This window comes from Caulobacter sp. GW821-FHT12F03, from assembly GCF_058806855.1.
Map to the genome: position 1 here is coordinate 862,404 of NZ_JBXAQC010000001.1, position 25,385 is coordinate 887,788.

Genomic DNA, 25,385 nt, shown 5'->3' on the forward strand with positions numbered 1-25,385 from the left:
GATTGCCGTTGTCGTTCCAGGGCATATTTCGTGCGTCGCTTTTCCGTCGTGGTTCGGCGGGCTTGCAAGCCGGCGCGGTCAAGCGGATATGAGACGCCGCGCCCGTCAAGGCAAGCTGTCCCCATGACCTTTCATACATCCGCAGATCGAGACACCGCGCTTCGCGCTTTGGACAAGATAACCGACCCCCGCTCGGGCAAGGGCCTCGCGGCCGCCGGACTGGTGCAGGGACTGGTCCTGCGCGACGGCCGCGCCGGCTTCATGCTGGAGGTGCCGGCGGAGGACGCCGCGCGCTACGCCTACATCCGCGAGGCCGCCGAAAAGGCCCTGGCGGCGCTGCCGGGCGTCGAAAAGGCCCAGGTGGTGCTGACCGCCTCGGCCCCCGCGGGCGTGACCCGCCAGCGCAAGGGCGCCCGCGTCGCCGGCGATCCCAAGGCCGAGCTGAAGCCCCGCAAGGAGGTAAAGCGGCCCGAGAACGTCAAGCGGGTCATCGCCGTGGCCAGCGGCAAGGGCGGGGTGGGCAAGTCGACCGTCGCCGTGAACCTGGCCTGCGCCTTCGCCGGCCTCGGCCTGAAGGTCGGGCTGCTCGACGCCGACGTCTACGGCCCCTCGGCCCCGCGCATGATGGGCGTCGACGGCGAGCCGCTGTTCATCGACGGCAAGCTGCAGCCGCTGCAGGCGCACGGCGTCACCGTCATGTCGATCGGCTTCCTCGTCGACGAGGGCTCGCCGATGATCTGGCGCGGGCCGATGGCCTCGTCCGCCGTGCGCCAGATGGTCAACGACGTGCGCTGGGCCACGCCCGAGGCGCCGCTGGACATCCTGGTCATCGACATGCCGCCGGGCACCGGCGACATCCATCTGACGCTGGTCGAGAACTTCGCCGTCGACGGGGTGGTGATCGTCTCCACGCCGCAGGAAATCGCCCTGATCGACGCCCGCCGGGCCGTGGGCATGTTCCAGAAGACCGGGGCGACGATCCTCGGCGTGATCGAGAACATGGCCTTCTTCGCCGACCCGTCGACCGGCGCGCCGATCCCGATCTTCGGCACGGGCGGGGCCCGGGCCGAGGCGCAGACGCTGGGCGTGCCGCTGCTGGCCGAGATCCCGATCGAGATCGCCCTGCGCCAGGCCGGCGACGACGGCGCGCCGCTGACCGCCGGCGCCGGCCACAGCGCGGCGGCCGAGGCCTTCCGCGCCGCGGCGAAGGCGCTGCTCTAGGTCGCCGGCGTCGGCGAGGCGGTCAGCATGTCGGCGGCCGACGGAACGCTGGAGGCCTGCGCCGCGTCGCGGGCGTCCAGTTCCGTCCGGATGGCCGCGTGCTTCTCGCGCGTCAGGCTGTAGCCGCGCATGGCGAAGGCCCCCGCCATGACCAGGATCACCGGGGCGATGGCGTAGGTCAGCACCAGGCCGTTCATGGCCTCGGGCGTGTTGACCGAGCCCGGCGCGGCGTTGAAGCCGACCTTGTCGAGAATGGCGAAGGTGACCAGCACGGCCGAGGCGGTGCCGACCTTGGCGGTGCTCGAAACCAGCGAATAGAGCAGGCCGACGCGGTCCTTGCCCGTCTCGTGCCGCACCTCGTCGCCGACATCGGCGACCATGGCGCGGACCAGGAAGCTCAGCGCCGCCAGGATGCCGCCGGCGAGGAACATGGCCGGGGCCATCAGCCAGAAGGTCTGGCCCGGAATGAAATAGATCACGCCCTGGGCCACCGAATAGGCCGCCGCCGCCGCCATCAGCGTGCGGTGCTTTCCCCAGCGATAGGCCGCCAGCGCCCAGAGCGGGGCGCAGAACACCGCCGCCAGGATGAACAGCAGCAGCATCAGGTTGGACTGCGTCAGGCTGTAGCCGCGCGCCTGCTGCATGAAGAACAGGTAGAGCGGCGAGGTGATCGCCGGGCCGAAGGTGAACAGCAGGTCGGCCGCCAGCAGCCGGCGCATCGTCGGGCGCAGCGCCAGGGCGGGGAAGTCCCGCATGGACAGGCGGTCGGTCGCGGCGCGGCGCGGCACGACGGGTTCGCGCACGCCGAAGGCGACGATCAGGGCGGTGACCGGGATCGAGACCACGATCATCAGGCCCATCAACGGCACGACGCCTGTCTCGGGGACCTTCAGCAGGGAGGGCAGCAGCAGCACGGCCACCGCGCCGATCGTCCCGGTGACGTGGGCCCAGGCGTAAACCCGGGACCGCTCGTTGTAGCTGGTGGCCAGCACCGCGCCCCAGGCCGCCTGCGACAGGGCCAGCAGCGAGTAGCCGATGTAGAGCACGATCAGCCAGCCGAGCAGGAAGGTCTTGCTGACGCCCACCTCGGCGCGGAACAGCATCCAGACGCCGAGCATCAGGATCGGCGCGGCGACCAGCAGCCAGAACCGATAGCGGCCGACGCGGGTGCGGGTCAGGTCCATGAACAGGCCGGCGGCCGGGTCGAAGAAGATCGACATCAGCTTGACGAGGAAGAAGATCCCCCCGACGGCGGCCAGGGGCAGGCCCAGCAGGCCGGCGTAATGGGGCGGCAGGTGAACCAGCAGCGGGGTGGTCAGCGCCCCTACGGGGATGCTCGCCATCGAGAAGGCCGCCAGCACCCCGGACGGCAGGCGCGCGCCGGGCGCGGCTTTCGCGCCATCATCTTTGTTCGACAACCGTGTCTCCGGTTCTTGTCTGTTTCGTCCCTGCGCGAATGAGAGGGCGCCCCGACGACGACCGCAAGCGCCTTCTGGACATGACGTTGCGGCGCCTTCAAGGTTGTTTCCGGGCTGGAGGACACGGGATGATCAAGGTCTACCGATGGGCGCTCACCGCGGCGATGCTGCTGGCGCCCCTCCCGGCGCTGGCGTTCGGCACCATTCACGGGATGGGCCAGGACGCGGAGCACGAGCGCATCACGCGCAAGGCGCTGGCGCAGTCCGGGCTCGACTCGCGCACCCTCGATGAACTGGCCGGCAAGCGGGGAACTTTCGGCGCCGTCGGCGCGCCGGATCGCCCCGACCGGGGTCTGATGTCGACCAGCGCCGCCCACTGCGACAACGGCGACTGGCTCGATACGCCCGGCTATCCGCGCGCGCGGGCCGAGGCCGAGGCAGTGCTCGAGAGTTGCCGGGCGTTCATCTTCGTCAGCATGGAAGAGGCGGTGAATCGCGCCGCCGAACTGGTCGGTCCGGACCTGACCATCAATGCGGCGGCGACCGCCATGCCGTGCGCCTACGATGGCCGCGCCACCGGCAAGTGCGGCGTGCTGGAGGCCGTCGGCATGGCCTTCCATGCGTCGCAGGACTTCTATTCGCACAGCAACTGGGTCGACCCAATGGCCGGGGGAAAGGGCCGTTCGGGACCGCCCGGGCTCGGCCAGGCGACGCCGGCCGGCTGGCTCGACCAGGCCTGGCCCGACGAGCGGATGCCCGAGGGACTGATCAGCGGCTGTTACGCGGGGTTCCCCGAGACCCTCTACTGCCAGGGCCGGGTCAAGCACGCGACGCTCAACAAGGACGGGGCCCGCTCGCCGCGCGGGGCGAACGGCGTCTATCGCCGGGCCATGGATGTCGCGGCCGACGACACGAAGGCGCGCTGGACCTGGTTCATCGCCCGGCTGGGCGAGGTCTACGGCCCGGAGCGGGGGTGGCGCATGGCCTGCGTGATCACCCGCGACGACCCGGCCCGCTGCGCGGAGTAGGGGGCAGGAAAAAGGGGACACGCACCGCTCCGGTCCGTGTCCCCCTTTGGATCTCTGAAGACGGGGACACGCACTGAAGCGCATGTCCCCGAAGGATCAGCCGCCGGCCATCTTGCGGAAGAACTTCTGGCCCTGCTCGCCGCCGGCGAAATAGGCCTTGGCCTGGCTGTCGTCGGTGATCCTGGCCCAGTTGTCGCGGACTTCCTCGACCGACAGGCCGCCTTCGCCGAGGTAGACACCCTCGGTCTCGACGATCTTCGACAGGGCGAAGGCGCCGGCGCCGGCCGTCAGGATGGCGCCCGTGGGGGCTTCTTCCGAGACCAGGTAGACCACGCCCGGGGTGACGTACTCGGGCTTCAGCTTTTCCAGCACTTCCGGCGGCATCAGGCCTTCGGTCATGCGCGTGGCGGCGACCGGGCTGATGGCGTTGATGTGGATGTTGTTCTTCTGGCCCTCGAGCTTGATGGTGTTCATGAAGCCGATGATGCCGAGCTTGGCCGCGCCGTAGTTCGACTGGCCGAAGTTGCCGTACAGGCCCGACGAGGAGGTCGTGACGACGATCCGGCCGTAGTTCTGGGCCTTCATGATTTCCCAGACGGCCTTGGTCGGCTTCATCGTGCCCATCAGGTGGACGTTGAGCACCAGCTCGAAGTCCTCGATGGTCATCTTGGAGAACGACTTGTCGCGCAGGATGCCGGCGTTGGCGATCAGGATGTCGATACGGCCCCACTGGTCCATGGTCTGCTTGACCATATGGGCGACGCCGGCGTCGTCGGTGACCGAGCTGCCGTTGGCGATGGCTTCGCCGCCGAAGGCCTTGATCTCGGCCACGACCGCGTCGGCCGCGGCGGAGGAGCCGCCCGAGCCGTCCATCGAGCCGCCCAGGTCGTTGACCACGACCTTGGCGCCGCGGCGGGCCAGTTCCAGGGCATGCTGACGTCCGAGACCGCCGCCGGCCCCCGTGACGATCGCGACCTTACCGTCGAAGCGAATGTCGGCCATGTGAGAGTTCCTCTGCGCTAGCGCCTGATTGGATTTCGGCGGCGTTTTGCGGCGCAGCAGAGGAGGCGTCAAGGGTGACCTAACGCCCGCTCCTGCCGAACACGTCCATCAGCTCGGCCACCTTGCGGCGTTGTTCGTCGGCGTCGCCGCTGGCGATGGCGTGTTCGACGCAGTGCGCGACATGGTCGCGCAACACCTCTTCCTCGACCTTGCGCAGCGCGGCCTGGACGGCGGCGATCTGGGTGACGACGTCGATGCAGTAGCGGTCCTCGGCGATCATCTTCGACAGCCCGCGCACCTGACCTTCAATGCGGTTGAGGCGTTTGAGCACGGAGCCCTTGGCGGCGTCTTGCATTTATATACCCCCTGGGGGTTCTTGAACGATACCTACGGGGGGTATATATCCACCGGCGACCGATTGTGAAAGTCCCTGTGAGGAAACCGCCATGACCCGGCACGATCACGCCCATCACCATGACCACGGCCCCGCGCACGGCGCGGGCGGCTGCTGCGCCGGGCAGGGCGACAAGGGCGCGGGCGGGGTGAAGGATCCGGTCTGCGGCATGACCGTCGATCCGGCGACGGCGACGCATCACGCCGTGCACGCGGGCCAGGACTACTGGTTCTGCTCGGCCGGCTGCGAAACGAAGTTCGTCGCCGACCCGGACCGCTATCTGAACCCCGCGCCGGTCGCCGCGGCGCCGAGCGGGACGATCTACACCTGCCCGATGCATCCGGAGGTCCGCCAGGAGGGGCCGGGGTCCTGTCCGATCTGCGGCATGGCGCTGGAGCCCGAGACGGTCAGCCTGGACGACGGACCCAATCCCGAACTGGCCGACATGAGGCGGCGGCTGTGGATCGCGCTGGCCCTGACGATCCCGGTGTTCGCGCTCGACATGGGCATGCACCTGTTCGGTCTCATGCCGCCCTGGAGCGGCCGGACCACGGCCTGGATCGAGCTGGTTCTGGCCAGTCCGGTGGTGCTGTGGGCCGGGGCGCCGTTCTTCCAGCGCGGCTGGGCCTCGCTGCTCAGCCGCCACCTCAACATGTTCACCCTGATCGCCCTGGGGACGGGGGCGGCCTGGCTCTATTCGGTGGTCGCGACCGTGGTCCCGGACGCGCTGCCCCATACCTTCCACGGCCACGACGGCCTGCCGCCGATCTATTTCGAGGCCTCGGCGGCGATCACCGTGCTGGTGCTGCTGGGCCAGGTGCTCGAGCTGCGGGCGCGGGAACAGACCGGCGGCGCGATCCGCGCCCTGCTGGACCTCGCGCCGCGCACGGCCCGGCGGATCGCGGACGACGGCAGCGAGGCCGAGGTCGGGGTCGACGTCATCCATCCGGGCGACCGGCTGCGGGTGCGACCGGGCGAGAAGATCCCCGTCGACGGCGAGGTGCTCGAAGGGCGCAGCCATGTCGACGAGTCGATGGTCACGGGCGAGTCGATGCCGGTGCTCAAGGACGCCGGCGCCAGCGTCGTCGGCGGGGCGATCAACCAGACCGGGGCCTTCATCATGCGGGCCGACCGGGTCGGACGCGACACCCTGCTGGCGCGGATCGTCGATATGGTCGCCCAGGCCCAGCGCAGCCGCGCGCCGATCCAGCGGCTGGCCGACCGGGTCGCCGGCTGGTTCGTGCCGCTGGTCATCGCCGCCGCCGTCCTTGCCTTCATCGGCTGGGCGATCTGGGGTCCCGACCCGCGCATGGCCAACGCCCTGGTGGCAGCCGTCAGTGTACTGATTATCGCCTGTCCCTGCGCGCTCGGACTGGCCACGCCGATGTCGATTATGGTCGGGGTCGGTCGCGGGGCCCGGGCCGGGGTGCTGATCCGCAACGCCGAGGCGCTGGAACGGCTGGAGAAGGTCGATGTGCTGGTGGTCGACAAGACCGGCACCCTGACCGAGGGCAGGCCGGCCCTGACCGGCATGCGTGTCGCCTCGATTGCGGAGGACGATCTGCTGGCTCTGGCGGCCAGCCTGGAGGCGTCCAGCGAGCACCCGCTGGGCCACGCCGTGGTCGAGGCCGCGCGGGCGAGGGGGCTGCGCCTGTCGCCGGTCACGGACTTCGACTCGCCGGTCGGCAAGGGCGTGACGGGCATCGTCGGCGGCCGTCGGGTCGCCATCGGCGCCGGCCGCTATCTGGCCGAGCTGGGCATCGCGACAACGGCCTTCGACGCCGAGGCGGAGACCCTGCGCGGGTCCGGCGCTTCGGTGGTGTTCGTCGCCGTCGACGGCCGGGCCGAGGGCCTGCTGGCCATCGCCGACCCGGTCAAGCCGACGACCCGCGCGGCGATCGCGGCGCTGAAGGCCGAGGGTGTGCGGCTGGTGATGATGACCGGCGACAACCGGGTGACCGCCGAGGCGGTGGCCCGCGACTTGGGCATCGACGAGGTCGAGGCCGACGTCCTTCCGGACCGCAAGGCCGCCGTGGTCGAACGCCTGCGGGCGGAAGGCCATGTCGTCGCCATGGCCGGGGACGGGGTCAACGACGCCCCGGCCCTAGCCGCCGCCGACGTCGGCATCGCCATGGGCGCCGGCACGGACGTGGCCATCGAGAGCGCGGGAGTGACCCTGCTGCAGGGCGATCTCAACGGCATCGTGCGGGCGCGGCGGCTGTCGCGGGCGGCGATGCGTAACATCCGCCAGAACCTGGCCTTCGCCTTCGTCTACAACGCCGCCGGCGTGCCGATCGCGGCCGGGATCCTTTACCCCGCCTTCGGTCTGCTGCTGTCGCCGCAGCTGGCCGCCGCCGCCATGGCGCTCAGCTCGGTGAGCGTGATCGCCAACGCGCTGCGGCTACGGGCGGTGAAGCTCTAGCCCTGGCCGGCCGGGGCGGCGGGTTTGGGCGCGGCGCGCTTCTCGCCCGCCTTGAAGCCCGGCTTCATGAACTTCACCAGCACGCGCTGGCCGATCAGCAGGGGGGCGCCGTCGGCGCTGACGACCACCTCCACGACGCGCTCGTCGCTGCGCTGGCTGGCGTCGTCGGAGGCCAGCTTGCGGGCCCCGAACACGGCGGCGCGGCGCAGGACGGCCCCGACGTAGGTCTTGTTCGGGTCGGACTCCGGCTGGATCTCGACCTGCTGGCCGTCGGCGACGTTGGGAATATCGGCCTCGACGATCTCGGCGCGGACGATACGGGCCGTGTCCGGCTCGAGGTCGAACATGTTGGACACGTTGAGCGTCGAGGCGCCGGCGCCGGGATTGGCGTAGCGACGCACGATGCGGCCGTTGGTCGGGGCGCGGATGACGGTCAGTTCGAGGGCGTATTCCGCCTCGCGCAGGGCCGCGGTGGCCGTGCCGACCGCGGCGCGCTGGGCGACGATCTGGGCTTCCCAGTCACGGATCTCGTCGGCCTGCTTGTCGAGGCGCTGGCCGGCGACGAAGTTGCTGGCCGACAGGGCCTTGAGACGGCCCAGCTCGCGGCGGGCGGCGTCGAGCTTGACCTGCAGCACGTTGATCTGGGCCTGGGCCTGGGCGACCTCGGCCCTGGCGCGGTTGACCGCCAGGCGGGGATCATCGTCTTCCTGGCGGGCGAGAACCTGGCCGGCGACGACGCGGTCGCCTTCCTGGACGTAGACCGCCTTGACCACGCCGCCGCGGCGGGCGGCAACCTGGATGATGCCGCCCTCGACGTCCGCCTTGCCGTTGGCGATGGCCGAGAAGGGGCTGGGCGCGATGTGGCTGGCCGCCGTGGCCAGCTCCTTTTTGCGGGCCTCGGCGCGGCCCTTCATGAAGAAGCCCCCGCCGACCACCAGCGCCGCCAGCACGATTACAATCCAGAACCAGCGGCTACGCAGAAAGCCGAACATGAAACGTCCCTTCACAGTCAATGGCTGAGCGGCGCGGGATGGGCGTCGGGCGTGCGCCGAACGTCATCCAGGATGCGGCCGTCTTCGATATGGATTACCCGGTCGGCATAGGCCTCCAGGCGCGGGTCATGGGTCACGCAGATCACCGCCGCGCCGCGTTCGGTCGCGGCCCGCCGCAGCAGCCGGATCACGACCTGGCCGTTCTCGCCGTCGAGCGCGGAGGTCGGCTCGTCGGCGAAGATCAGGTTGGGATTCTTGGCCAGCGCCCGGGCGATCGCCACGCGCTGCTTCTCGCCGCCGGAGAGCTCCGCGGGTCGCTGGTTGACCTTGGCGGCCAGGCCGACCTCTTCCAGCGCCGCCTGGGCGCGGTCGCGCGCCTCGGTCTTGCTGACCCCCTGATAGTGCAGGGCGGTCATCACCTGCTGGCGGGCGGTGAGGGCGGGGAACAGGTTGAAGCCCTGGAAGATGAAGCCGCAGTGGTCCAGCCGGAAGCGGTCGATGCGGCCCGACGACAGGCTCCACAGGTCGTTGGCCTCGAGCGCCCGGACCGTGCCTTCCTCGGGCTTGAGCAGGCCGGACAGGGCGGCGATCAGCGTCGACTTGCCCGACCCCGACGGGCCCATGACCATGGTCACGTCGCCGTGGCGGGCGTCGAAGTCGACCGACTTGAGCACCTCGATGAAGGTGCGGCCGGTCTTGAACCGCTTGACCAGGCCTTTGGCGTCGATCGCCTTCTCGCCCAGCTTGTGGCCGTTGTTTCCGTTCACGGGGCTCATCGCAGCAGGTCCGCGGGTTGGCTCTGCTTCAGCACGCCGAGCGACAGGAAGCCGGAGAGGACGGCGATGAACAGCAGAAAGCCCGTGACCATGGCGATCAGACTGATCGGGAAGGCCATGGGGACGCCGCCCGACAGCGCCAGGTTCGACACGCCCCAGGTCAGCAGGCCCGAGGCGAACACCCCGGCCACCCCGACCCAGAAGCTCAGCTCCATGACGATGCCGCGCAGGCTGCCCATGGAAATGCCCATCGCCCGCAGCGAGGCGAATTCCTTGATGTTGGCCATGATCGCCCCGCGCAGGGTCTGCCAGGTGATGGCCACGCCGATGAGGATGCCGAGGAAGGCCGAGAAACCGAGCAGGATGGCGATGAACTGCTCCTTGAACAGCGCCGTTTCGTTGGCCTCGCCCAGCTCGGCCCGGGTCCAGGCGCGGAACTTGCCGCCGCCCATCTTGTTGAGCTGCGCGGCGACGATCTCGGCGCGCGAGGGATCGACGATCTTGACCATCAGGGGGCCGACGCGCTCGCCGGTGTCGGCCTCGCCGAGCATGCGCAGCGTGTCGCGGGACATGATGATCTGGGCGTTCATCATGTTGGGATAGCCGGTGGTGACGGCGGCCACGGTCACGGTGCGGCCGTTGTAGATCGCCTTGTCCCCCAGCTTCACCCCGAGCCGCTTGAGCGCGGTCTGGTCGATGGCGATGGCGAACGGCTGGCGCAGCGCCTCGACCAGTTCGTTGCTGTAGTCGGTCGGCACGGTCACGTAGCCGGGGATGGCGTCGATGGCCGTGGCCTGGACGAAGTCGGACTTGCGTCCGGCGGGCTGCTTTCCGGGCGGGGCCAGCGGATCGCTGGCGACGATGTTCTGGAAGCGGCCGCCCGATCCGTCGCGCGGGGCCAGCTGGACCACCTCGGGATGCGACAGCACGATGGGAATGAAGCGACGCGGCAGGCCCGAGCCGCCGCCGCCGCCGCCGAACAGGTCGGTCGCGCCCGGACCCAGCACCATGATGTCGGCGCGCGAGCGGTCGATCTGGGCCGTGAATCCCTTGCCGATGCCGACGAACATGCCGACCTGGGCCAGCACCAGCAGGCCCGAGAACGCCAACGCCACCACGGCCGCCATGTAGCGGCGCCATTCATAAATCAGCGTGGCCAGAGCCAGCGACATGACAAACCCAACTCCCCGACCGCCCGGTGCAGGACGTCTTGCGGTTCTGTATCGGACGGACCGCGCGGCCAAGTTAAATCGGGGTAAGGGCTTGCCCGAAATGCTGGTCAGCCGGGCGCCGCCGCGCTAGTTCCCCTTATCCATCGACAGTTTATTCCCCGATTTCGCAGGCTTTTCAATGAACCGCGTTTTCCTTGCCCTCGCCGCCGCGCTCTTCTGCGGGCTGACCGCCTCCGCCGCCTCCGCGGACGAGGGCATGTGGACCTTCGACGCCTTCCCGGCGGCCCGGGTGAAGGCCGACTATGGCGTGACCATCGACCAGGCCTGGCTGGATCGCGTCCAGGCCGCGTCGGTCCGTCTGCCGGGCTGCTCGGCGTCGATCGTCTCGAAGGACGGCCTGGTGCTGACCAACAACCACTGTGTGCGCAGCTGCCTCGTGGCGCTGTCGGCGGGACCGGTCGACCATCTGAAGGACGGCTTCCTGACGGCCACGCGGGATGAGGAAAAGACCTGCCCGGGGATGACCGGCGAGGTGCTGGTGGCGATCACCGACGTGACCGCCCGGATCAACGCCGCCACCGCCGGCAAGCGGGGCGAGGCCTGGGGCCAGGCGCGCGACGCCGCGACCACCGCCGTGGAAAACGAGTTCTGCCGCGGACGGTCCGGCCAGCGCTGCCAGGTGATCAGCCTGTACCGGGGCGGGCGCTACGCCCTCTATCGCTACCAGCGCTACACCGACCTGCGGCTGGTGTTCGCGCCCGAGTTCGCCACGGCCTTCTTCGGCGGCGACCCCGACAATTTCAACTTCCCCCGCTACGACCTCGATGCCGCCTTCGTGCGGCTCTATGACGACGGCAAGCCGGTGAAGACGCCGACCTTCCTGACCTGGAATCCGGCCGCCCCGAAGGCTGGCGAGGTGACCTTCGTGTCCGGCAACCCTGGCTCCACCGAGCGGCTGCTGACCATGAGCCAGCTGGAAACAGCGCGCGACATCGGCGTGCCGCTGGCCCAGCTGCAGCGCTCCGAACTGCGCGGACGGCTGATCGAGTACGGCCGTCGCGGCCCCGTGGCCCGGCGCGTGGTCACCGACGCAATCTTCGGCCTCGAGAACGGTTTCAAGGTCGCTTACGGCCGCCAACTGGCGCTGAACAACGCCGCCTTCATGGCCGGCAAGCGCCGGGCCGAGGCCGAGTTGCGGGCCAAGGTCGCCGCCGATCCGGCGCTGGTCGCCGAGGTCGGCGATCCGTGGGCGGAGCTGGAAGCCGTCCAGGCCGCCTACGCCCGGGACTACACGCCCTATCGCCAGCTCGAGGCCGACGCGGGCCGCGGCTCGCGCCTGTTCGACTACGCCCGCCTGCTGGTGCGCGGCGCGCAGGAGCGCGCGCTGCCGTCGGCGGATCGCCTGCCGGAGTTCGGCGACAGCCGCCTGCCGATGCTCGCGCGCCGCCTGCAGATCGGCACGCCGGTCGAGCCGGAGCTGGAGCAGCTGTACCTGGAGTTCTGGCTGCTCAAGGCGCGGGAATACCTGACGGCCGAGCCGGAGACGGTCACGCTGCTGCTCGGCAAGGAGAGCCCCCAGGCGCTGGCCGAGCGGCTGGTGTCGGGCACCAAGCTCGGCGACCCGGCCGTGCGCAAGGCGCTGTGGGACGGCGGGCTTGAGGCCATCAAGGCCTCGGACGATCCGATGATCCGCTACGTCCTGGCCACCGACGCGGCGGCCCGCGCGGCCCGGCGCGCCTGGGAGACCGAGGTCACCGCGCCGACCGACAGCGCCGCCGAGCGCGTCGCGAAGGCCCGGTTCGCGGTCTATGGCGACAGCGTCTATCCCGACGCGACCTTCAGCCTGCGGCTGTCCTACGGCAAGGTCGCCGGCTGGACCTGGCAGGGCCGCGAGGTCGGGCCGTTCACCACCATCGGCGGCCTGTTCGACCGGGCCACCGGGGCGGAACCCTACGCCCTGGCGCCCAGCTGGCTGGCGGCGAAAGACCGGCTCAATCCGGACACGGTCTATGACTTCGTCACCACCAACGACATCATCGGCGGCAACTCCGGCTCGCCGGTGATCAATGCCCGGGGCGAGGTGATCGGCGCGGCGTTCGACGGCAACATTCACAGCATCGCCGGGGCCTACGGCTACGACGGGACCGTCAACCGCACGGTGGTGGTGTCGACCGCCACCATCACCGAAGCCCTGCGCACGGTGTACGGCCGGGACGCGCTCGTCAGGGAACTGCTCGGAATGTGAGCGGGATTGTGGCGAAAACCGGACCCGGGAACGGTTCTCGCTAGTCCTGGAGGGCTCCGGGCCGTTCCGGAGCGACGCCGGCCGACACCGCGACCGGCGTCTCCCGACAGGAGAAATCCCATGTCCCTAACCAGCATAGGCGGTTCGTCGGCCCTGCAGCAGCAGCTGCAGGCGATGTTCGCCAAGGCTGACCTGAACGCCGACGGTCAGCTTTCATCCGATGAGTTTCAGTCGATAGGGCAGAACCTGCCGCAACCCGGCAGTTCCGGCTCGGCGCGGCCGATGCGCGGCGGCGAAGGCGGAGGCCAGAATTTCGCTTCTGCAACAATGAGTTCCTTATTGTCGATGCAGGAGGACCGCTCCCAGAAGATTTTCTCGGGCGCGGATTCCAACAGCGACGGGACCCTGACGGCCGAAGAACTGGCCGCCGACATGGCCGCGCACGCTCCGCCGGGCGCGCCCGCCGGGACCGACACGGCGACGCGCGCGGCCGACCTGGTGGCGAAGGCGGACACCGATGGCGACGGCGCGCTGTCGCTCGACGAGTTCAAGGCCGCCGCGCCGCCTCCGCCCCCCGGCGGCGGCCATGGCCCGAAGGAAGCCTCGGCCGCCAACGACACGACGGGCGCCTCGAGCACGTCCGATCCGCTCGACACCAACGGCGACGGCAAGGTCAGCATGGCCGAACTGCTCGCCTCGCTACAGACCACGGACTCGACGCAGTCTGGGTTCTCCAGCGACGCCTCGACCCTGCTGGCCAGGCTGATCAGCCAGCTGACCGCCGACACGACGGATTCGACGACGGCGACGACCACCTCTCTCGCGGCGTAAGCACGCCCCGGGGGTCGGGCAGAACGCCCGGCCCTTGCGCGGCCGCACCCCTTCGTAGTCAATCGGCCGACTGGACGCGGGCAGGGGACTCGCGGCCAAGGGGGAGTTCATGTTCCAGCCCGCCAACGCCCAGAGCCTGATCGGCGTCGTCTTCGTGCTCGGCCTCTGCTGGGCGCTGTCGGAGAACCGCAAGCGGTTCCCGCTGAAGCTGACGATCGGCTCGCTGATCATCCAGGTCGGGCTGGTGCTGCTGCTGTTCGGCCTGCCGAGGCTCGACGCGGCGCACAACGTCTACAACCCGCTCTTCTGGCTGAGCGCCGGCGTGCAGGGCGTGCTGAACGGCGCGAGCGCCGCCGTCGAGGGCCTGGGGACCGCCACCCGCGCCGGAACAAGCTTCGTGTTCGGCTTCCTCGCCGGCGGCGACCAGCCCTATCCGGTGACCGGTCCGGGCGGGGTGTTCATCTTCGCCTTCCAGGTCATGCCGGTGATCCTGGTGGTCTGCGCCCTGTCGGCGCTGCTGTGGCACTGGAAGATCCTGAAGTGGATCACCCAGGGCTTCGGCTTCCTGTTCCAGAAGATCCTCGGCCTGCGCGGGCCGATCGGCCTGGCGACCGCGGCGACCATCTTCATGGGTCAGGTCGAGGGGCCGATCTTCATCCGCGCCTACCTCGACAAGCTGTCCCGGTCGGAGCTGTTCATGCTGATCTCGGTCGGCATGGCCTGCGTCAGCGGCTCGACCATGGTGGCCTACGCGACGATCCTGAAGGGCGTGCTGCCCGACGCCGCCGCCCATGTTCTGACCGCCTCGATCATCTCCGCGCCCGCCGGCGTGCTGCTGGCGCGGATCCTTATTCCGGCGGATCCGGCCGAGGCCGACGACAGCCTCATGGAGGCCGAGGACAAGCACTACGACAGCTCCGTCGACGCCCTGATCAAGGGCACGGGCGACGGCCTGACCATCGTGCTGAACGTCGGCGCGACCCTGATCGTGTTCGTCGCCCTGATCGCCATGGCCGACCTGATCCTCGCCGCCCTGCCGCCGCTGTGGGGGGCGCCGATGAGCATCGAGCGGGGTCTGGGCGCGGCCTTCGCGCCGCTGGCCTATGCGCTGGGCCTGCCGTGGAGCGAGGCGCCGACCGGCGGCCTGTTGCTCGGCACCAAGCTGGTGCTGACCGAGTTCACCGCCTTCATCAAGATGAGCGAACTGCCGGCCGACGCCCTGAGCGAGCGCAGCCGGATGATCATGACCTACGCCCTGTGCGGCTTCGCCAACATCGCCTCGGTCGGGATCAACGTCGCCGGCTACACGGTGCTGGTGCCGACGCGGCGGGCCGAGGTCATGGCCATGGTCTGGAAGGCCATGCTGGCCGGCTTCCTCGCCACCTGCCTGACCGCCTCGCTGGTCGGGCTGCTGCCGGCGATGCTGTTCGGCGGCTGACAGACAAGAACGAGAACGGGGAGACGTCGTGAAACTCTATGACAGCCTGCGGGCGCCGAACCCGCGCCGGGTGCGCTGGTTCCTGGCCGAGAAGGGCGCGGAAGCCGAGGACCAGGTCGAGATCATCGACGTGAGCATCTTCAACGGCGAGCACAAGCAGCCGGACTATCTGGCCAAGGCGGGCCTCGCGAACGTGCCGATGCTGGAGATGGACGACGGCACGGCGATCACCGAGTCGGTGGCCATCTGTCGCTACCTGGAGAGCGTATTCCCCGAGCCCAACATGTTCGGCCGCGATCCGAAGGAGGTTGCGGTCATCGAGATGTGGTGCCGCCGCACCGAGATGATGCTGGCCACGCCGCTGATGATGACCGTGCGCCACAGCCATCCGGCGCTGGCCGCGCTGGAAAAGCAGGTTCCGGAGATCGCCGAGACCAATCGCGCCGGCGCGACGCGGACGCTGAAGTTCTTCGACCGGCGGCTGGCCGAAAGCCCGTTCATTGCCGCCGACCGGATCACCATGGCGGACATCCTCGCCGCCACCGCGATCGACTTCTCGCGCATGGCCAGGTTCGCCATTCCCGAAGAAATGGCCAACGTCACGCGCTGGTACGCCGGCATGCTGGCGCGACCGGCGGCGAAGGCCGGGACGGTGGCGGCGTGATGCGCGCGCTGCTGGTCGCCGCCGCGCTGGTGCTGACCCCGCTCGCGGCGCTGGCCCAGTCGCTGACCGTGACCAATGCCGAGGGCAAGGTCACGACGCTGACGCCGGAGGCCCTGGCGGCGCTGCCCCGGGCCGAGGCGCGTCTGGGCGGCAAGGCGGTCTATCAGGGCGTCAGCCTGTCGGCCGTGCTGCGCGAGGCCGGCGTGCCGCAGGGCCCGCGCCTGCACGGCAAGCCGATGCAGGCGTTCGTCGTGGTCACCGGCAAGGACGGCTATCGCGCGGTGCTGTCGATCGCCGAGACCGATCCGAGTTTCCGCGACGCCCCGATCATCCTCGCCGACCGGCTGAAGACCGGGCCGCTGGATCGCAGGGACGGCGTCTTGCGGCTGGTGATCGACGCTGACGCCCGGCCGGACCGGGGCGTGCGCGATGTGGTGTCGGTGTCGGTGGTGGCGGCGCCCTAGGCGTCACGCCAGGCTGTGCACGGTCGGCACGGCGAGCAGCAGCCACAGGGCGCCGAGCGCGCTGGCCGCTGAAATCGCAAGTACGAGCAGGTTCTTCATCATCATCCCTCTTGAACAGGAGATGGTGTCGCCGGAGCCGAACCCCAAGCCCAGTTAAGCTTGTGTCACCCGCATTAAATCTGCGTCACCCGCCGGCGGGGCAGGGCCTCCCATTCCCGGCGCAGCATGGCGAACAGGTGGGACGAGTGATAGGCGCCGTCCCGGAAGCGGTAGACCTCGCGGACCGTGCCTTCGTGGACGAAGCCCTCGCGACGGTAGATGTGCGTGGCCCTGGGGTTCAGAACCGCGACATCCAGCTCGAAGCGATTGGCGCCGAACTGCTCGAACACCCGGTCGATCAGCACGGGCATCATCCGGCGGCTGAGGCCGGTGTCGGTCCGCGCGGCGCCCAGACGCTTGAGCAGAACCACGCCGTGGGGTTCGTCCAGCTTCGACAGGATGGCGAAGGCCAGCACGCGTCCGTCCTCGCGCCAGACGAAGTAGTGATCGTTGGTCGAGGCCATCCGCGCGGCGTGCTCGCCGGCCGCAAAACTGCCGATGAACAGCTCGTAGGCCGGGTCCTGCTCGATCGCCATGATAGCGGGAATGTCGTCGGGCGTGGCGTCGACCAGGGCCACGTCAGAGCCTCCGCGCGACCTTCTTGATCACGCCCGAGAAGGACAGCATCGGCGCGCCGCCGGTCGAGACGAGGCCGCGGATGAAGACCATCGACTTGCCGGCCTTGATCACCTCGCCGGTCGCTTCGACGAGGTCGCCCTCGTGGGCCGGGCCGATGAACTCACCGTTGAGGCTGACCGTGACGGCGTGGCCGCCCTCGAGCTGCTCATGGGCGATGGCGAACAGGGCGAAGTCGGCGAAGGTCATCATGCAGCCGCCGTGCATGAAGCCGCCGCCGTTCATGTGCTTGCGCTCGGCGCGAAAGGCGCAGCGCGTCGTCCCGTCGTCCTCGACGCGGAAATAGTAGGGGCCCGACTGCGTCTCGAAGGGATCGCCGTCCCAGCTGCGCCAGCCGGCCCATTCGCCGTCCGTCGTCAGCCGCGGTCCGCTCGAAATCTCGTTGCCGCCGTCCATGCCGTTCTCCTCGACCTTCAGGCTGGCTGATAGGCGGCTATCGGTCGTCGCTCAAGCGGACATCGGCGCCGGTCAGGCGGGCGTGGCGTCGTCGTCGCCGTCGTCGTCGACCATGCTGCGGGCCAGCTGCATCAGGGCCGTGCGCGCCTGGGGGCTCCTGATCGCGTTGAACGCCTCAACCAGCTCGGCCACGCCCGGCTCGGCCAGTCGCGCCAGCAACCCGCCTGAAAGGTGTCCCGCCGACCCTTCCTGCTCCCCCACGAGGAAGGCCACCGAACAGTCCAGACAGGCGGCCGTGCGCACCAGCATCGAGGCCGAGACGCGATTGGCCCCGCGTTCGTATTTCTGGATCTGTTGAAAGGTCAGCCCCAGGTGCTGGCCGAGGGTTGTCTGGCTGACGCCCAGTTCCCGACGTCGGATGCGTATCCGCGCGCCGACGCCGACATCAATAGGATCAGGCATTCTCCAAGCATCTCCCCCGTCGAGCCCTTCTGGATGGCTCTGTACTCGGATGGTGAGTCGAGTTGCTGACCGAGTCTAGTGGGTGGTTTCGGCGCTGGAGAGGATCAGCGAGATGTCGTCGATCAGGGACAGGGCCGCGGATTCGCCCTGTTCGGCTTCCAGCAGGGCGACCTTCTGCAGCAACACCCCGACCACACGGCGGCGGTCGGGCGAAAGCCGGTCCATCAGATCCAGGAACACGCGGTGATCGATCGCGAGGCTGGCGAAGTCTTCGTCGGGCGGGATCATGCCGGGGTGTCACTCATGGTGTTGGCGGCGCGATGCGCCCGTTCAAGCTGCGCCGGCGTGAGCGCCGAGGCCGCGTCGGGCGACAGTTCGAACACCGCCGGCGTCAGCAGGCCGTTGGCCCGCCGCAGCCGGTGGATCAGATCGTCGGTGACCGGAATCTCGTAGCCGACCGCGGCGCCGCCCTCGGGGTAGACCACCGGCAGCCCGAGCGGCTTCAGGTCGAACCAGGAGCGGACTCCGTGCGCCAGCAGGCCGACGTCCACCGAGCCGACGATGCGGGTCACGCCCCGCGCCCGGGCCGCCTCGAGCATGGCGATGCGGAATTCCGCCGCGCGCCGCCTGGCCTCGCCGACCGACCGCCCCTGACCGCTGGCCAGGTGCCGGGCCATCTCCCAGACGTCCGGACGACGCAGGGCCTCGGCGTCGCCCTCGACGCAGGCCGGCATCTCGTCGATCAGGATGCTCCAGTCCAGCACCGGCCTTACGCGGATGCTGACCTGCAGGCCGCCGTCCTCGTCGAGCATCATGAAATAGAGGGCCTGCTCATCGTCGCCGCGGTCGTATTCGCCGCCGTCGCGCTCTTCGAGGGCCCAGCCCCGGGCGACGATGAAGGTCTCCCGTCGCATGCGATGCATGGCGGCGATCTGGTCGGCGTAAACCCCGCGCAGCGCATGGGTCACAACATGGATCATGGCCTGCCTCCTGGTGGAGGCGAGCGTCGTTCAGGCCCGGCCGCCCCACTATGGGGCGTTCACCCTATTGTTGGGTCAGAACACCGGCGGCTGGACCAGCCCCAGGGCGAAGGCCTTCCAGGAAAGCGCCGCGCGGGTGGCGACCCCGAGCTTGGTCTTGGCCGACTCGACGTGGTGGTTGGCCGTCTTGCGCGAGATGGACAGGATGCGGCCGATCTCCTCGTCCGACTTGCCGAGGCAGACCCAGTAGACGCACTCGGCCTCGCGCCAGGTGAGCGGACGGTCGAGTTCCTGCGGCGGCTCGGGCCGTTCGAGGAAGCCCTCGCCCGCCACCGCGTAGAGACTGGCCAGGGCATGGGCGGTCGAGCGTTCCTCGGGGGCCAGACGGCGGCCGCGGTCCATGGTCAGGTCGATGATCGACAGGCCGCCGTTGATTCCCCGAACGGGGCAGATCAGCACCTCGGACCGCCACCACTCATAGGCCTCGCCGAACAGGGTCTGGGTCTTGCGCTCCATGCCGCGCTCGGCGGCTTCGCTCCAGGTGAACGGCTCGCGCGACTGGAACGACATCGGGATGGCCGTGTCGAACCGCGCGTAGTTGTTGGCAAAGTAGTGGTCGACCCAGCCTTCCGGCGGATCGCCGAACACCGGCCGGGGCGGCAGCAGGCGGCCATCCGCCGACAGGCGGATATAGACGGCGCCGTAAAACCCGAGCGCCTTCACCGCGCCGGTGAAGCGGTCGTTGAGGTCCTCGAGCGTGGCGATGCCCTGGGCGTCCTGCAGGAAGCGGAAGACCGTGGCTCGCGTCGTGTCGTCCAGCATGGTCAAGCTCCGCCGCCGGAAGACCCTAGGGTTGCGTGCGGGCTTTGCAAATCGCCGATTTCACACGACCGTCGCGCGGATTGTCGCGCCGGACGGCCGAGGCGCCGGGCGCCGGGCGCTTGTTATCGCCGCGCGCGCCGTTCATAGCGACGGCGCGGCCCCATAGCGAGCAGGGCGTAGTACGGGTTTCGCCATGACCTCTCCGATTGAAGACACCATCCTGGACCTGCTCAAGGCGCTGCCGCCCGGCAAGAGTATCGACCCGTCCGAGGTGGCCAAGATCATCCAGCCGGAGCGCTGGCAGCGGGTGCTGGGCCAGGTGCGGTCGACGGCCGTCGGCATGGCCCGCGCAGGAACCGTGGTCATCACCCGCCACGGCAAGCCGGCGGACCCCGACAGCTTTCGCGGCGTCTACCGCCTGCGTCTGCCCTGACCCATATCCGGAGGATGAGTCTCGAGACCATCCTCACCGACATCAGCGCCTGCCGCGCCTGCGCCGATGATCTTCCCCACACGCCGCGGCCGGTGGTGCGCGTCACCGCGCAGACGCGGCTGCTGATCTGCGGCCAGGCGCCGGGCCGGCGCGTGCACGAGAGCGGCCTGCCGTTTGACGATCCGTCGGGCGACCGGTTGCGGGACTGGCTCGGCGTGGACCGTCAGACCTTCTACGGCCATCCGGCGTTCGGGGTGGCGGCGATGGCGTTCTGCTTCCCCGGCACAAGTCCGAAGGGCGGCGACTATCCGCCGCCGCCACGATGCGCGGCGCTTTGGCGCAAGCCGCTGCTGGCCGCGCTGCCGAAGGTGGAGCTGACCCTGCTGGTCGGCGGCTACGCCCAGGCCTGGGCGCTCGGCGACCGGATGAAGGGCAACATGACAGAGACCGTGCGGGCGTGGCGCGCCTTCCTGCCGCTCGGCTATCTGCCGACGCCGCATCCCTCGTGGCGCAACACCGCCTGGCTTCGCCGCAATCCATGGTTCGAGGACGAGGTCACGCCCTTTATTCGCCAGACGGTCGCGGGCATGCTGGCGGCATGAACCGACGCCTGTTCCTCCTGTCCGCCAGCGCCGCCGTCACCGGCTGCGCGCCGATGGTTCAGATGGCCGGCGCGCCGGAGGTCGGCTTCAGCGGGCCGAGGCTGGAAGACGACACCTTCGTCAGCTTCGACGGGAGCCGGATGGGTCTCAAGCGCTGGCTGCCGGACGGCGAGCCGACGGTGGTGGTCGCCGCCCTGCACGGCATGAACGACTATTCCAACGCCTTCCACTTCGCCGCGCCGGTCTGGGCGAAGGCGGGGATCGCCACCTACGCCTTCGACCAGCGCGGCTTCGGCCGCTCGCCCGGGCGCGGGGTCTGGGCCGGCGAGGCGCTGATGACCGAGGATCTGCGGGTGTTCGTCGCCCTGCTGCGCCAGCGCCATCCGAAGGCGAGACTGGTCGTGGCCGGCGAGAGCATGGGCGGCGGCGTGGCCATCGCGGCCTTCGCCTCGGACCGCCCGCCGGCCGCCGACGCCGTGGTGTTGATGGCGCCGGCCGTCTGGGGCTGGTCGGCCCAGCCGCTGCCGTTCAAGACGGCCCTGTGGTTCACCGCCCATCTGGCCGGCGAGACCGTGCTGCGGCCGCCGTCGTGGGTCGTCGACCGGGTGCATCCCAGCGACAACCGCGAGGAGCTGATCGCCATGGGCCGCGACCCGATGATGATCTGGGGCGCGCGCAACGACACCCTCTACGGCCTCGTCGACCTGATGCAGACGGCTTGGGAGTCCACCGGCCGCATCGCCGCGCCGGTCGGCTACTTCTACGGGGCCCATGACGAGGTCATCCCCAAGGTGGCCGCCTTCAAGGCGGCGAGCCGCCTGAAGGCCGCCGACCGCACCGCCTACTACGCCCACGGCTGGCACCTGCTGACCCGGGACCTGCAGCGGGAGGTGGTGATCGCCGACATCCAGAGCTTCATCCTCGATCCGGCTGCGCCGCTGCCGTCGGACGCGCCGCCCATCCCGCCGCCCGGGCCGCAACCCCGCGCCTGATCGCTCGTTTTGGGTTGTGAGGGCGGCTGGCGAAGCGTAAACCCGCGCGCACGATTTCCCCCTGATCAGTCCGGAACCCGGCATGTCTGTTTTCGATAATCCCGCCTTCGAGAACCACGAAGGCGTCCATGCCGTCTTTGACGAAACGACCGGCCTCAAGACGATCATCGCCGTTCACTCCACGGCGCGGGGACCGGCCGCCGGCGGTTGCCGCATGTGGCCGTACGAATCCGACGACGCGGCCCTGACTGACGCCCTGCGGCTGTCGCGGGCCATGTCCTACAAGAACGCCATGGCCGACATTCCGCTGGGGGGCGGCAAGTCGGTGATCATCGGCGACGCCCGCACCCAGAAGACGCCGGCGCTGTTCGAGGCCTTCGGCCGCGCGGTCGATGGTCTGGGCGGCAGGTACTGGACCGCCGAGGACGTCGGCGTCTCGCCGGACGACCTGATGAGCGCCCGCAAGCAGACCCGCTACGTCGCCGGCCTCGAGGGCCATCCGGCCGCCTCGGGCGATCCCAGTCCGGTCACCGCCGAGGGCGTGTTCCGCGGTGTGCGGCTGTGCGTCGAGCGCGCCTACGGCCGCGATCTCAAGGGCGTGCGCGTGGCGATCCAGGGCGTGGGCCATGTCGGCGCCTACCTGGCCGAAAAGCTGGCCGACGCCGGCGCCGAGCTGATCATCACCGACGTCAACGAGGCCGCCCTGGCCCGGGTCGCCGCCCGGACGGGCGCGACCATCGTACCGCCGGCGGCGATCTTCGACGTCGAGGCCGAGGTGTTCGCCCCCTGCGCCCTGGGCGGGGCGGTCAACGCCGAAACCCTGTCGCGGATCAAGGGCCGGGTCGTCGCCGGCGCGGCCAACAACCAGCTGGCCTCGCCGGAGATCGGCGCGCTGCTGTTCGAGCGCGGCCTGCTCTATGCGCCCGACTACGTCATCAACGGCGGCGGCATCATCAATGTGGCGGCCGAGATCGCCGCCATCGAGGCGGGAACCGCATTCGACCCGGCCTGGGTCGAGGCGAAGCTGACCCGGTTGACCGCGACCCTCGGCGAGATTCTCGACCGCTCGCTGGCCGAGACGCGTCCGACCCACGAAGTCGCCGACGAGATGGCCAAGGCGCGCATCGCCGGGGCCGTGGCCGCGAAGAAAGCCGCCTGAGCCTTACTTTGCGCCGCTGATCGCCGCCCCGGCGTTGCGGTCGAGGCGGTAGTAAACCAGCGCCGACAGCAGGGTCGTCGCGCCGATCGCCAGATAGGGCAGGGTGAAGCGGTCGGGCGTCAGCACGCCGCCGGACCCTCGCGCCAGATGCAGCATCATGCCGCCGAAACTGACCCCAAGGGCCAGGCCGATCTGCTGCGTCACCACCGACAGGGTCGAGGCCTGGGCGATCTCGCTCTGCGGCACGTCGGCGTAGGCGATGGTGTTGGTGGCGATGAACTGGCTGGAGCGCATGAAGCCCGACAGGCCCAGCGACATCATGATCAGCCAGACGGGCGTGGCCTCGCGGAAGAAGCCCGGCATGGCCGTCAGGATGGCGGTCAGGGCGACGAGCGTCAGCAGGGTCGCGCGGAAGCCCCAGCGCTTCAGCATGGGCGCGGCGAACGGTCGGGAGACGAACACCCCGAGGCCGCCGGCGAGGGTCACCGAGCCCGCCTGCAGCGGCGTCCAGCCGAGCGCCACCTGCAGCAGCAGCGGCATCAGGAACGGCCCCGCGCCGACGCCCAGCCGCATCAGCGTGCCGCCGAGCAGGCTGGCGCGGAAGGTCGGATAGCGCAGCAGGCCGAGATTGAGGATCGGCCGCGCCTTGGTCCGGGCCAGCTTCAGATAGCCCCAGCCGGCCGTGACCGACGCGGCGACCAGGCCGATCTGCGCCCACCAGGGGATCAGGCTCAGGCCGCCGGTCTCGGCGACCACCACGATGCCGGTGATGGCGGCGGCCGACAGGAAGAAGCCGCTCCAGTCGAACCGGCCGGGGTCGAGGCTCGGCAGGCGCGGCACGAAACGCAGCACCGCGATCATCCCCAGCAGGCCGATGGGGATGTTGATGAAGAAGATCCACGGCCAGTCGGCCACCGACAGCACGAAGCCGGCCAGCGGCGGCCCGATCAGCGGTCCGGCCAGGGCCGGCATTGTGAACCAGCCCATGGCGCGGATCAGGTCGTTGCGCGGGGCCGAGCCGACCACGATCAGCCGCGCCACCGGGGTCATCAACGCGCCGCCGGCGCCCTGGATGATGCGGGCTGCGACCAGCTCGCCGAGACTGGTCGAAAAGCCGCACAGGGCGGAGCCGACGAGGAACACGACCATCGCGCCGAGGAACACCCGGCGCGGCTGGAAGCGTTCGGCCGCCCAGCCGCTGATCGGCACGAACACGGCCAGGGCCAGGATGTAGGAGGTCAGCGCGAGCTTGAGGTGAACCGGGTCGGCGTGGAAGGCGCGGGCCAGGGTCGGCAGGGCGGTGGACAGGGCCGTGGAGTCGATGAACTCCATGAACAGGGCGCTGGCGACGGCGAGATAGGCGATGCGCGGCACGTCACGGGGCGGCGGCGGGAGCGGCGCATCGGACGCCGCCAGGATGGGCTCGCTGTCTGGCACGATCCGGTGTTAACGCCGCCCGCGACCGCGCTTCAAACGGAATCAGCGAAACGGTCGCAATAACCGCCGGAAAGGGATCAGTGGGCGCGGGGCAGCCGCTGCTCGAAGCGGGTCTTCGGCGCGGGCTTGCCGCTGACGGTGAAGCTGATCCCGAACACCGTGTCCTCGCGGGAGATGCCGTAGGCGCCCAGTTCGCGGCGGGCGACGCTGACCGCCAGCTGTCGGGAATCCCTGCGCCAGCCGATGCCCAGCTGGGCCTTGCCGAATTCCGCCAGCTGCTCGACCGACCAGCCGGCCGGCTTCCAGCCGCGCAGCGGATCGCGCAGCAGGTTCAGGCCGAACGCCTGGCCGGAGCCGGCGGCGAAGACGAACCAGCGGCCCTTCTTGCCGACCCGGCTGGGGCCGACGCGCAGCGTCATGCGCTTGATGTCGACCGACTGCCGCGACGGACGCAGGCTGACGATCGGTTCGCTGAACACGCTGGAGCCGAGATCGAGTCCCGCGCCCGGCGGGATCAGGCCCTGTTCGCTGATGGCCAGCTGGATGCGCGGCTCGGGCGCCGCCGGCGCGGCCCCGGCGGGCGACGACAGGGCGAGACGGGAGAGGGGTACGCTGACCGGCGCGCGGGCGGCCTGTTCGGGCGCCGGCTCCAGCAGGGCCAGACGGGCGGTTCCGGACGCGGCAGGCGCCGCGGGCCGCGACAGGCGGATCGGTTCGGGCGCGGGCGCGGCGGTCGGGGTCTGGGCGGACGGGCCGCCGGCCAGTTCGACCGGCGCGGCGTTCTCGGCCCAGCGGCCGGTGGCGATCGGGGCGTCGGGATCATCGGCGGCGCGCGCGGTCGCGCCGCTGAAGGCGTCTCCCATGTGGGCGCCGGCCATCAGGGAGTCCGAGGACAGGCCGTCGGTCGCCGCGCTCATGCTCGACGCGGCGCCGAAGGCTGCCGCCCCCAACACCGTGACCGTGAACACCGCCGTGGCTGTTCTCGCGCGCATGAAAGCGCAGCTCCCCACCTGCTCCTCACGCCGCACGTTAACCACGGCTTTACGACAAACAAGCCCGCTCGCGACGCGCGCGAGTGATTAACATCCCGATCAGGCGACATTTTTGGCCCAATCCGGGTTGCTGCGATGCGGTATCGGATCAGTGGCCGGGGCGCGGGACGATGACGCGCTTCGGCAGAGGGCGGGCGCAGGCCTGGTCGGACTTCTGACCGTGTTGCGGCGTGGGGGCCGAGCGGGGCGCGGCGAAGGCGCCGTGGGGGGTCTGTTGCTGCTGGAAGCCGCTGGTCATGGGCCGCTCC

General features: G+C 70.0%; 27 protein-coding genes. 12 read left to right on the top strand and 15 right to left on the bottom strand.

Annotated elements, in window-relative coordinates; all coding sequences use genetic code 11:
- The first annotated feature begins 123 nt into the window (after nt 1-123).
- On the top strand, nt 124-1,221 hold the full coding sequence (locus AC1RN0_RS04215; protein ID WP_492786176.1) for an Mrp/NBP35 family ATP-binding protein: 1,098 nt from the start codon (nt 124-126) through the stop codon (nt 1,219-1,221).
- On the opposite strand, the gene AC1RN0_RS04220 is transcribed toward AC1RN0_RS04215, so the two are convergent.
- Complete coding sequence (locus tag AC1RN0_RS04220) at nt 1,218-2,639, bottom strand: MFS transporter (RefSeq protein WP_492786177.1); 1,422 nt, start codon at nt 2,637-2,639, stop codon at nt 1,218-1,220. The genes AC1RN0_RS04215 and AC1RN0_RS04220 overlap by 4 nt on opposite strands.
- Nucleotides 2,640-2,767: 128 nt before the next feature.
- On the opposite strand from AC1RN0_RS04220, the gene AC1RN0_RS04225 reads away from it, so the two are divergent.
- Entirely contained in the window at nt 2,768-3,667 is a 900-nt protein-coding gene (locus tag AC1RN0_RS04225) for a hypothetical protein (protein ID WP_492786178.1), read from the top strand.
- 96 nt (nt 3,668-3,763) lie between these two features.
- Here AC1RN0_RS04225 and AC1RN0_RS04230 read toward each other — a convergent pair whose 3' ends face one another.
- Together AC1RN0_RS04230 and AC1RN0_RS04235 are read right to left on the bottom strand one after the other, a co-directional pair.
- Nucleotides 3,764-4,669: an SDR family NAD(P)-dependent oxidoreductase gene (locus tag AC1RN0_RS04230; protein WP_492786179.1), complete on the bottom strand. Its 906-nt coding sequence runs from the start codon at nt 4,667-4,669 to the stop codon at nt 3,764-3,766.
- A gap of 79 nt (nt 4,670-4,748) precedes the next feature.
- On the bottom strand, nt 4,749-5,024 hold the full coding sequence (locus AC1RN0_RS04235) for a metal-sensitive transcriptional regulator (protein WP_492786180.1): 276 nt from the start codon (nt 5,022-5,024) through the stop codon (nt 4,749-4,751).
- Nucleotides 5,025-5,115: 91 nt separating this feature from the next.
- Between AC1RN0_RS04235 and AC1RN0_RS04240 the strand changes: the two genes are divergently transcribed.
- Nucleotides 5,116-7,485 carry a heavy metal translocating P-type ATPase gene (locus AC1RN0_RS04240; protein WP_492786181.1) on the top strand — a complete coding sequence of 790 codons (2,370 nt, stop codon included), beginning with the start codon at nt 5,116-5,118 and terminating at the stop codon, nt 7,483-7,485.
- Here the strand turns inward: AC1RN0_RS04240 and AC1RN0_RS04245 are convergent.
- Genes AC1RN0_RS04245 through AC1RN0_RS04255 form a run of 3 tightly spaced genes read right to left on the bottom strand, consistent with a single transcriptional unit; the run spans nt 7,482 to nt 10,425 of the window.
- Entirely contained in the window at nt 7,482-8,477 is a 996-nt protein-coding gene (locus tag AC1RN0_RS04245) for an HlyD family secretion protein (protein ID WP_492786182.1), read from the bottom strand. The two genes, AC1RN0_RS04240 and AC1RN0_RS04245, sit on opposite strands and share 4 nt — an antisense overlap.
- Before the next feature lie 17 nt (nt 8,478-8,494).
- Nucleotides 8,495-9,253, bottom strand: a complete 759-nt coding sequence (locus AC1RN0_RS04250; RefSeq protein WP_492786183.1) for an ABC transporter ATP-binding protein — start codon at nt 9,251-9,253, stop codon at nt 8,495-8,497.
- Entirely contained in the window at nt 9,250-10,425 is a 1,176-nt protein-coding gene (locus tag AC1RN0_RS04255) for an ABC transporter permease (RefSeq protein WP_492786184.1), read from the bottom strand. Before AC1RN0_RS04255 ends, AC1RN0_RS04250 begins: the two co-directional genes overlap by 4 nt.
- 178 nt (nt 10,426-10,603) lie before the next feature.
- Between AC1RN0_RS04255 and AC1RN0_RS04260 the strand changes: the two genes are divergently transcribed.
- The 5 genes from AC1RN0_RS04260 (at nt 10,604) to AC1RN0_RS04280 (ending at nt 16,067) form a co-directional block, all read left to right on the top strand.
- Nucleotides 10,604-12,670, top strand: coding sequence for a S46 family peptidase (locus tag AC1RN0_RS04260; RefSeq protein WP_492786185.1), 2,067 nt, complete (start codon nt 10,604-10,606; stop codon nt 12,668-12,670).
- A 120-nt stretch (nt 12,671-12,790) separates the two neighbouring features.
- Nucleotides 12,791-13,501 (top strand): EF-hand domain-containing protein, encoded by a 711-nt coding sequence (locus AC1RN0_RS04265; RefSeq protein WP_492786186.1) that lies wholly within the window; start codon nt 12,791-12,793, stop codon nt 13,499-13,501.
- Nucleotides 13,502-13,610: 109 nt separating this feature from the next.
- Nucleotides 13,611-14,939 carry a NupC/NupG family nucleoside CNT transporter gene (locus tag AC1RN0_RS04270; protein WP_492786187.1) on the top strand — a complete coding sequence of 443 codons (1,329 nt, stop codon included), beginning with the start codon at nt 13,611-13,613 and terminating at the stop codon, nt 14,937-14,939.
- 28 nt (nt 14,940-14,967) lie between these two features.
- Nucleotides 14,968-15,603 carry a glutathione S-transferase family protein gene (locus AC1RN0_RS04275; RefSeq protein ID WP_492786188.1) on the top strand — a complete coding sequence of 212 codons (636 nt, stop codon included), beginning with the start codon at nt 14,968-14,970 and terminating at the stop codon, nt 15,601-15,603.
- Nucleotides 15,600-16,067: a molybdopterin-dependent oxidoreductase gene (locus tag AC1RN0_RS04280; protein ID WP_492786189.1), complete on the top strand. Its 468-nt coding sequence runs from the start codon at nt 15,600-15,602 to the stop codon at nt 16,065-16,067. The genes AC1RN0_RS04275 and AC1RN0_RS04280 overlap by 4 nt, the downstream gene beginning before the upstream one ends.
- A gap of 173 nt (nt 16,068-16,240) precedes the next feature.
- Here the strand turns inward: AC1RN0_RS04280 and AC1RN0_RS04285 are convergent, their stop codons facing one another.
- The 6 genes from AC1RN0_RS04285 to AC1RN0_RS04310 form a co-directional block, all read right to left on the bottom strand.
- Nucleotides 16,241-16,744, bottom strand: a complete 504-nt coding sequence (locus tag AC1RN0_RS04285) for a GNAT family N-acetyltransferase (protein WP_492786190.1) — start codon at nt 16,742-16,744, stop codon at nt 16,241-16,243.
- A gap of 1 nt (nt 16,745) precedes the next feature.
- A complete protein-coding gene (locus tag AC1RN0_RS04290; protein WP_492786191.1) occupies nt 16,746-17,198 on the bottom strand; it encodes a PaaI family thioesterase in 453 nt (150 codons plus the stop codon).
- Between the two features lie 72 nt (nt 17,199-17,270).
- Nucleotides 17,271-17,660: a helix-turn-helix domain-containing protein gene (locus AC1RN0_RS04295; protein ID WP_492786192.1), complete on the bottom strand. Its 390-nt coding sequence runs from the start codon at nt 17,658-17,660 to the stop codon at nt 17,271-17,273.
- 75 nt (nt 17,661-17,735) lie between these two features.
- On the bottom strand, nt 17,736-17,948 hold the full coding sequence (locus AC1RN0_RS04300; RefSeq protein WP_492786193.1) for a hypothetical protein: 213 nt from the start codon (nt 17,946-17,948) through the stop codon (nt 17,736-17,738).
- On the bottom strand, nt 17,945-18,640 hold the full coding sequence (locus AC1RN0_RS04305) for an acyl-homoserine-lactone synthase (protein ID WP_492786194.1): 696 nt from the start codon (nt 18,638-18,640) through the stop codon (nt 17,945-17,947). The genes AC1RN0_RS04300 and AC1RN0_RS04305 overlap by 4 nt, the downstream gene beginning before the upstream one ends.
- A gap of 75 nt (nt 18,641-18,715) precedes the next feature.
- Nucleotides 18,716-19,462, bottom strand: a complete 747-nt coding sequence (locus tag AC1RN0_RS04310) for a helix-turn-helix transcriptional regulator (RefSeq protein WP_492786195.1) — start codon at nt 19,460-19,462, stop codon at nt 18,716-18,718.
- Nucleotides 19,463-19,655: 193 nt separating this feature from the next.
- Between AC1RN0_RS04310 and AC1RN0_RS04315 the strand changes: the two genes are divergently transcribed.
- The 4 genes from AC1RN0_RS04315 (at nt 19,656) to AC1RN0_RS04330 (ending at nt 22,648) form a co-directional block, all read left to right on the top strand.
- Nucleotides 19,656-19,895, top strand: a complete 240-nt coding sequence (locus AC1RN0_RS04315; RefSeq protein WP_492786196.1) for a DUF3253 domain-containing protein — start codon at nt 19,656-19,658, stop codon at nt 19,893-19,895.
- 14 nt (nt 19,896-19,909) lie between these two features.
- Nucleotides 19,910-20,497, top strand: coding sequence for a uracil-DNA glycosylase family protein (locus tag AC1RN0_RS04320; RefSeq protein WP_492786197.1), 588 nt, complete (start codon nt 19,910-19,912; stop codon nt 20,495-20,497).
- Nucleotides 20,494-21,489, top strand: a complete 996-nt coding sequence (locus tag AC1RN0_RS04325) for an alpha/beta fold hydrolase (protein ID WP_492786198.1) — start codon at nt 20,494-20,496, stop codon at nt 21,487-21,489. The genes AC1RN0_RS04320 and AC1RN0_RS04325 overlap by 4 nt, the downstream gene beginning before the upstream one ends.
- An 82-nt stretch (nt 21,490-21,571) precedes the next feature.
- On the top strand, nt 21,572-22,648 hold the full coding sequence (locus AC1RN0_RS04330) for a Glu/Leu/Phe/Val family dehydrogenase (protein ID WP_492786199.1): 1,077 nt from the start codon (nt 21,572-21,574) through the stop codon (nt 22,646-22,648).
- A 3-nt stretch (nt 22,649-22,651) separates the two neighbouring features.
- On the opposite strand, the gene AC1RN0_RS04335 is transcribed toward AC1RN0_RS04330, so the two are convergent.
- From AC1RN0_RS04335 to AC1RN0_RS04345, 3 genes are all read right to left on the bottom strand, one after another.
- The gene (locus AC1RN0_RS04335; RefSeq protein ID WP_492786200.1) at nt 22,652-24,085 is read right to left on the bottom strand and encodes an MFS transporter; all 1,434 of its coding nucleotides are present in this window, start codon (nt 24,083-24,085) and stop codon (nt 22,652-22,654) included.
- Between the two features lie 77 nt (nt 24,086-24,162).
- A complete protein-coding gene (locus AC1RN0_RS04340) occupies nt 24,163-25,077 on the bottom strand; it encodes a hypothetical protein (protein WP_492786201.1) in 915 nt (304 codons plus the stop codon).
- A 148-nt stretch (nt 25,078-25,225) separates the two neighbouring features.
- Nucleotides 25,226-25,375, bottom strand: coding sequence for a hypothetical protein (locus tag AC1RN0_RS04345; RefSeq protein ID WP_492786202.1), 150 nt, complete (start codon nt 25,373-25,375; stop codon nt 25,226-25,228).
- Between the last annotated feature and the right edge of the window lie 10 nt (nt 25,376-25,385).

Coding starts and splice junctions, on each gene's coding strand:
- AC1RN0_RS04310 (WP_492786195.1), bottom strand. CDS start 19,462: ATGCTGGACGACACGACGCGAGCCACGGTCTTCCGCTTCCTGCAGGAC.
- AC1RN0_RS04245 (WP_492786182.1), bottom strand. CDS start 8,477: ATGTTCGGCTTTCTGCGTAGCCGCTGGTTCTGGATTGTAATCGTGCTG.
- AC1RN0_RS04320 (WP_492786197.1), top strand. CDS start 19,910: ATGAGTCTCGAGACCATCCTCACCGACATCAGCGCCTGCCGCGCCTGC.
- AC1RN0_RS04325 (WP_492786198.1), top strand. CDS start 20,494: ATGAACCGACGCCTGTTCCTCCTGTCCGCCAGCGCCGCCGTCACCGGC.
- AC1RN0_RS04270 (WP_492786187.1), top strand. CDS start 13,611: ATGTTCCAGCCCGCCAACGCCCAGAGCCTGATCGGCGTCGTCTTCGTG.
- AC1RN0_RS04345 (WP_492786202.1), bottom strand. CDS start 25,375: ATGACCAGCGGCTTCCAGCAGCAACAGACCCCCCACGGCGCCTTCGCC.
- AC1RN0_RS04230 (WP_492786179.1), bottom strand. CDS start 4,669: ATGGCCGACATTCGCTTCGACGGTAAGGTCGCGATCGTCACGGGGGCC.
- AC1RN0_RS04295 (WP_492786192.1), bottom strand. CDS start 17,660: ATGCCTGATCCTATTGATGTCGGCGTCGGCGCGCGGATACGCATCCGA.
- AC1RN0_RS04240 (WP_492786181.1), top strand. CDS start 5,116: ATGACCCGGCACGATCACGCCCATCACCATGACCACGGCCCCGCGCAC.
- AC1RN0_RS04215 (WP_492786176.1), top strand. CDS start 124: ATGACCTTTCATACATCCGCAGATCGAGACACCGCGCTTCGCGCTTTG.
- AC1RN0_RS04265 (WP_492786186.1), top strand. CDS start 12,791: ATGTCCCTAACCAGCATAGGCGGTTCGTCGGCCCTGCAGCAGCAGCTG.
- AC1RN0_RS04250 (WP_492786183.1), bottom strand. CDS start 9,253: ATGAGCCCCGTGAACGGAAACAACGGCCACAAGCTGGGCGAGAAGGCG.
- AC1RN0_RS04330 (WP_492786199.1), top strand. CDS start 21,572: ATGTCTGTTTTCGATAATCCCGCCTTCGAGAACCACGAAGGCGTCCAT.
- AC1RN0_RS04260 (WP_492786185.1), top strand. CDS start 10,604: ATGAACCGCGTTTTCCTTGCCCTCGCCGCCGCGCTCTTCTGCGGGCTG.
- AC1RN0_RS04255 (WP_492786184.1), bottom strand. CDS start 10,425: ATGTCGCTGGCTCTGGCCACGCTGATTTATGAATGGCGCCGCTACATG.
- AC1RN0_RS04235 (WP_492786180.1), bottom strand. CDS start 5,024: ATGCAAGACGCCGCCAAGGGCTCCGTGCTCAAACGCCTCAACCGCATT.
- AC1RN0_RS04315 (WP_492786196.1), top strand. CDS start 19,656: ATGACCTCTCCGATTGAAGACACCATCCTGGACCTGCTCAAGGCGCTG.
- AC1RN0_RS04290 (WP_492786191.1), bottom strand. CDS start 17,198: ATGGACGGCGGCAACGAGATTTCGAGCGGACCGCGGCTGACGACGGAC.
- AC1RN0_RS04340 (WP_492786201.1), bottom strand. CDS start 25,077: ATGCGCGCGAGAACAGCCACGGCGGTGTTCACGGTCACGGTGTTGGGG.
- AC1RN0_RS04300 (WP_492786193.1), bottom strand. CDS start 17,948: ATGATCCCGCCCGACGAAGACTTCGCCAGCCTCGCGATCGATCACCGC.
- AC1RN0_RS04225 (WP_492786178.1), top strand. CDS start 2,768: ATGATCAAGGTCTACCGATGGGCGCTCACCGCGGCGATGCTGCTGGCG.
- AC1RN0_RS04305 (WP_492786194.1), bottom strand. CDS start 18,640: ATGATCCATGTTGTGACCCATGCGCTGCGCGGGGTTTACGCCGACCAG.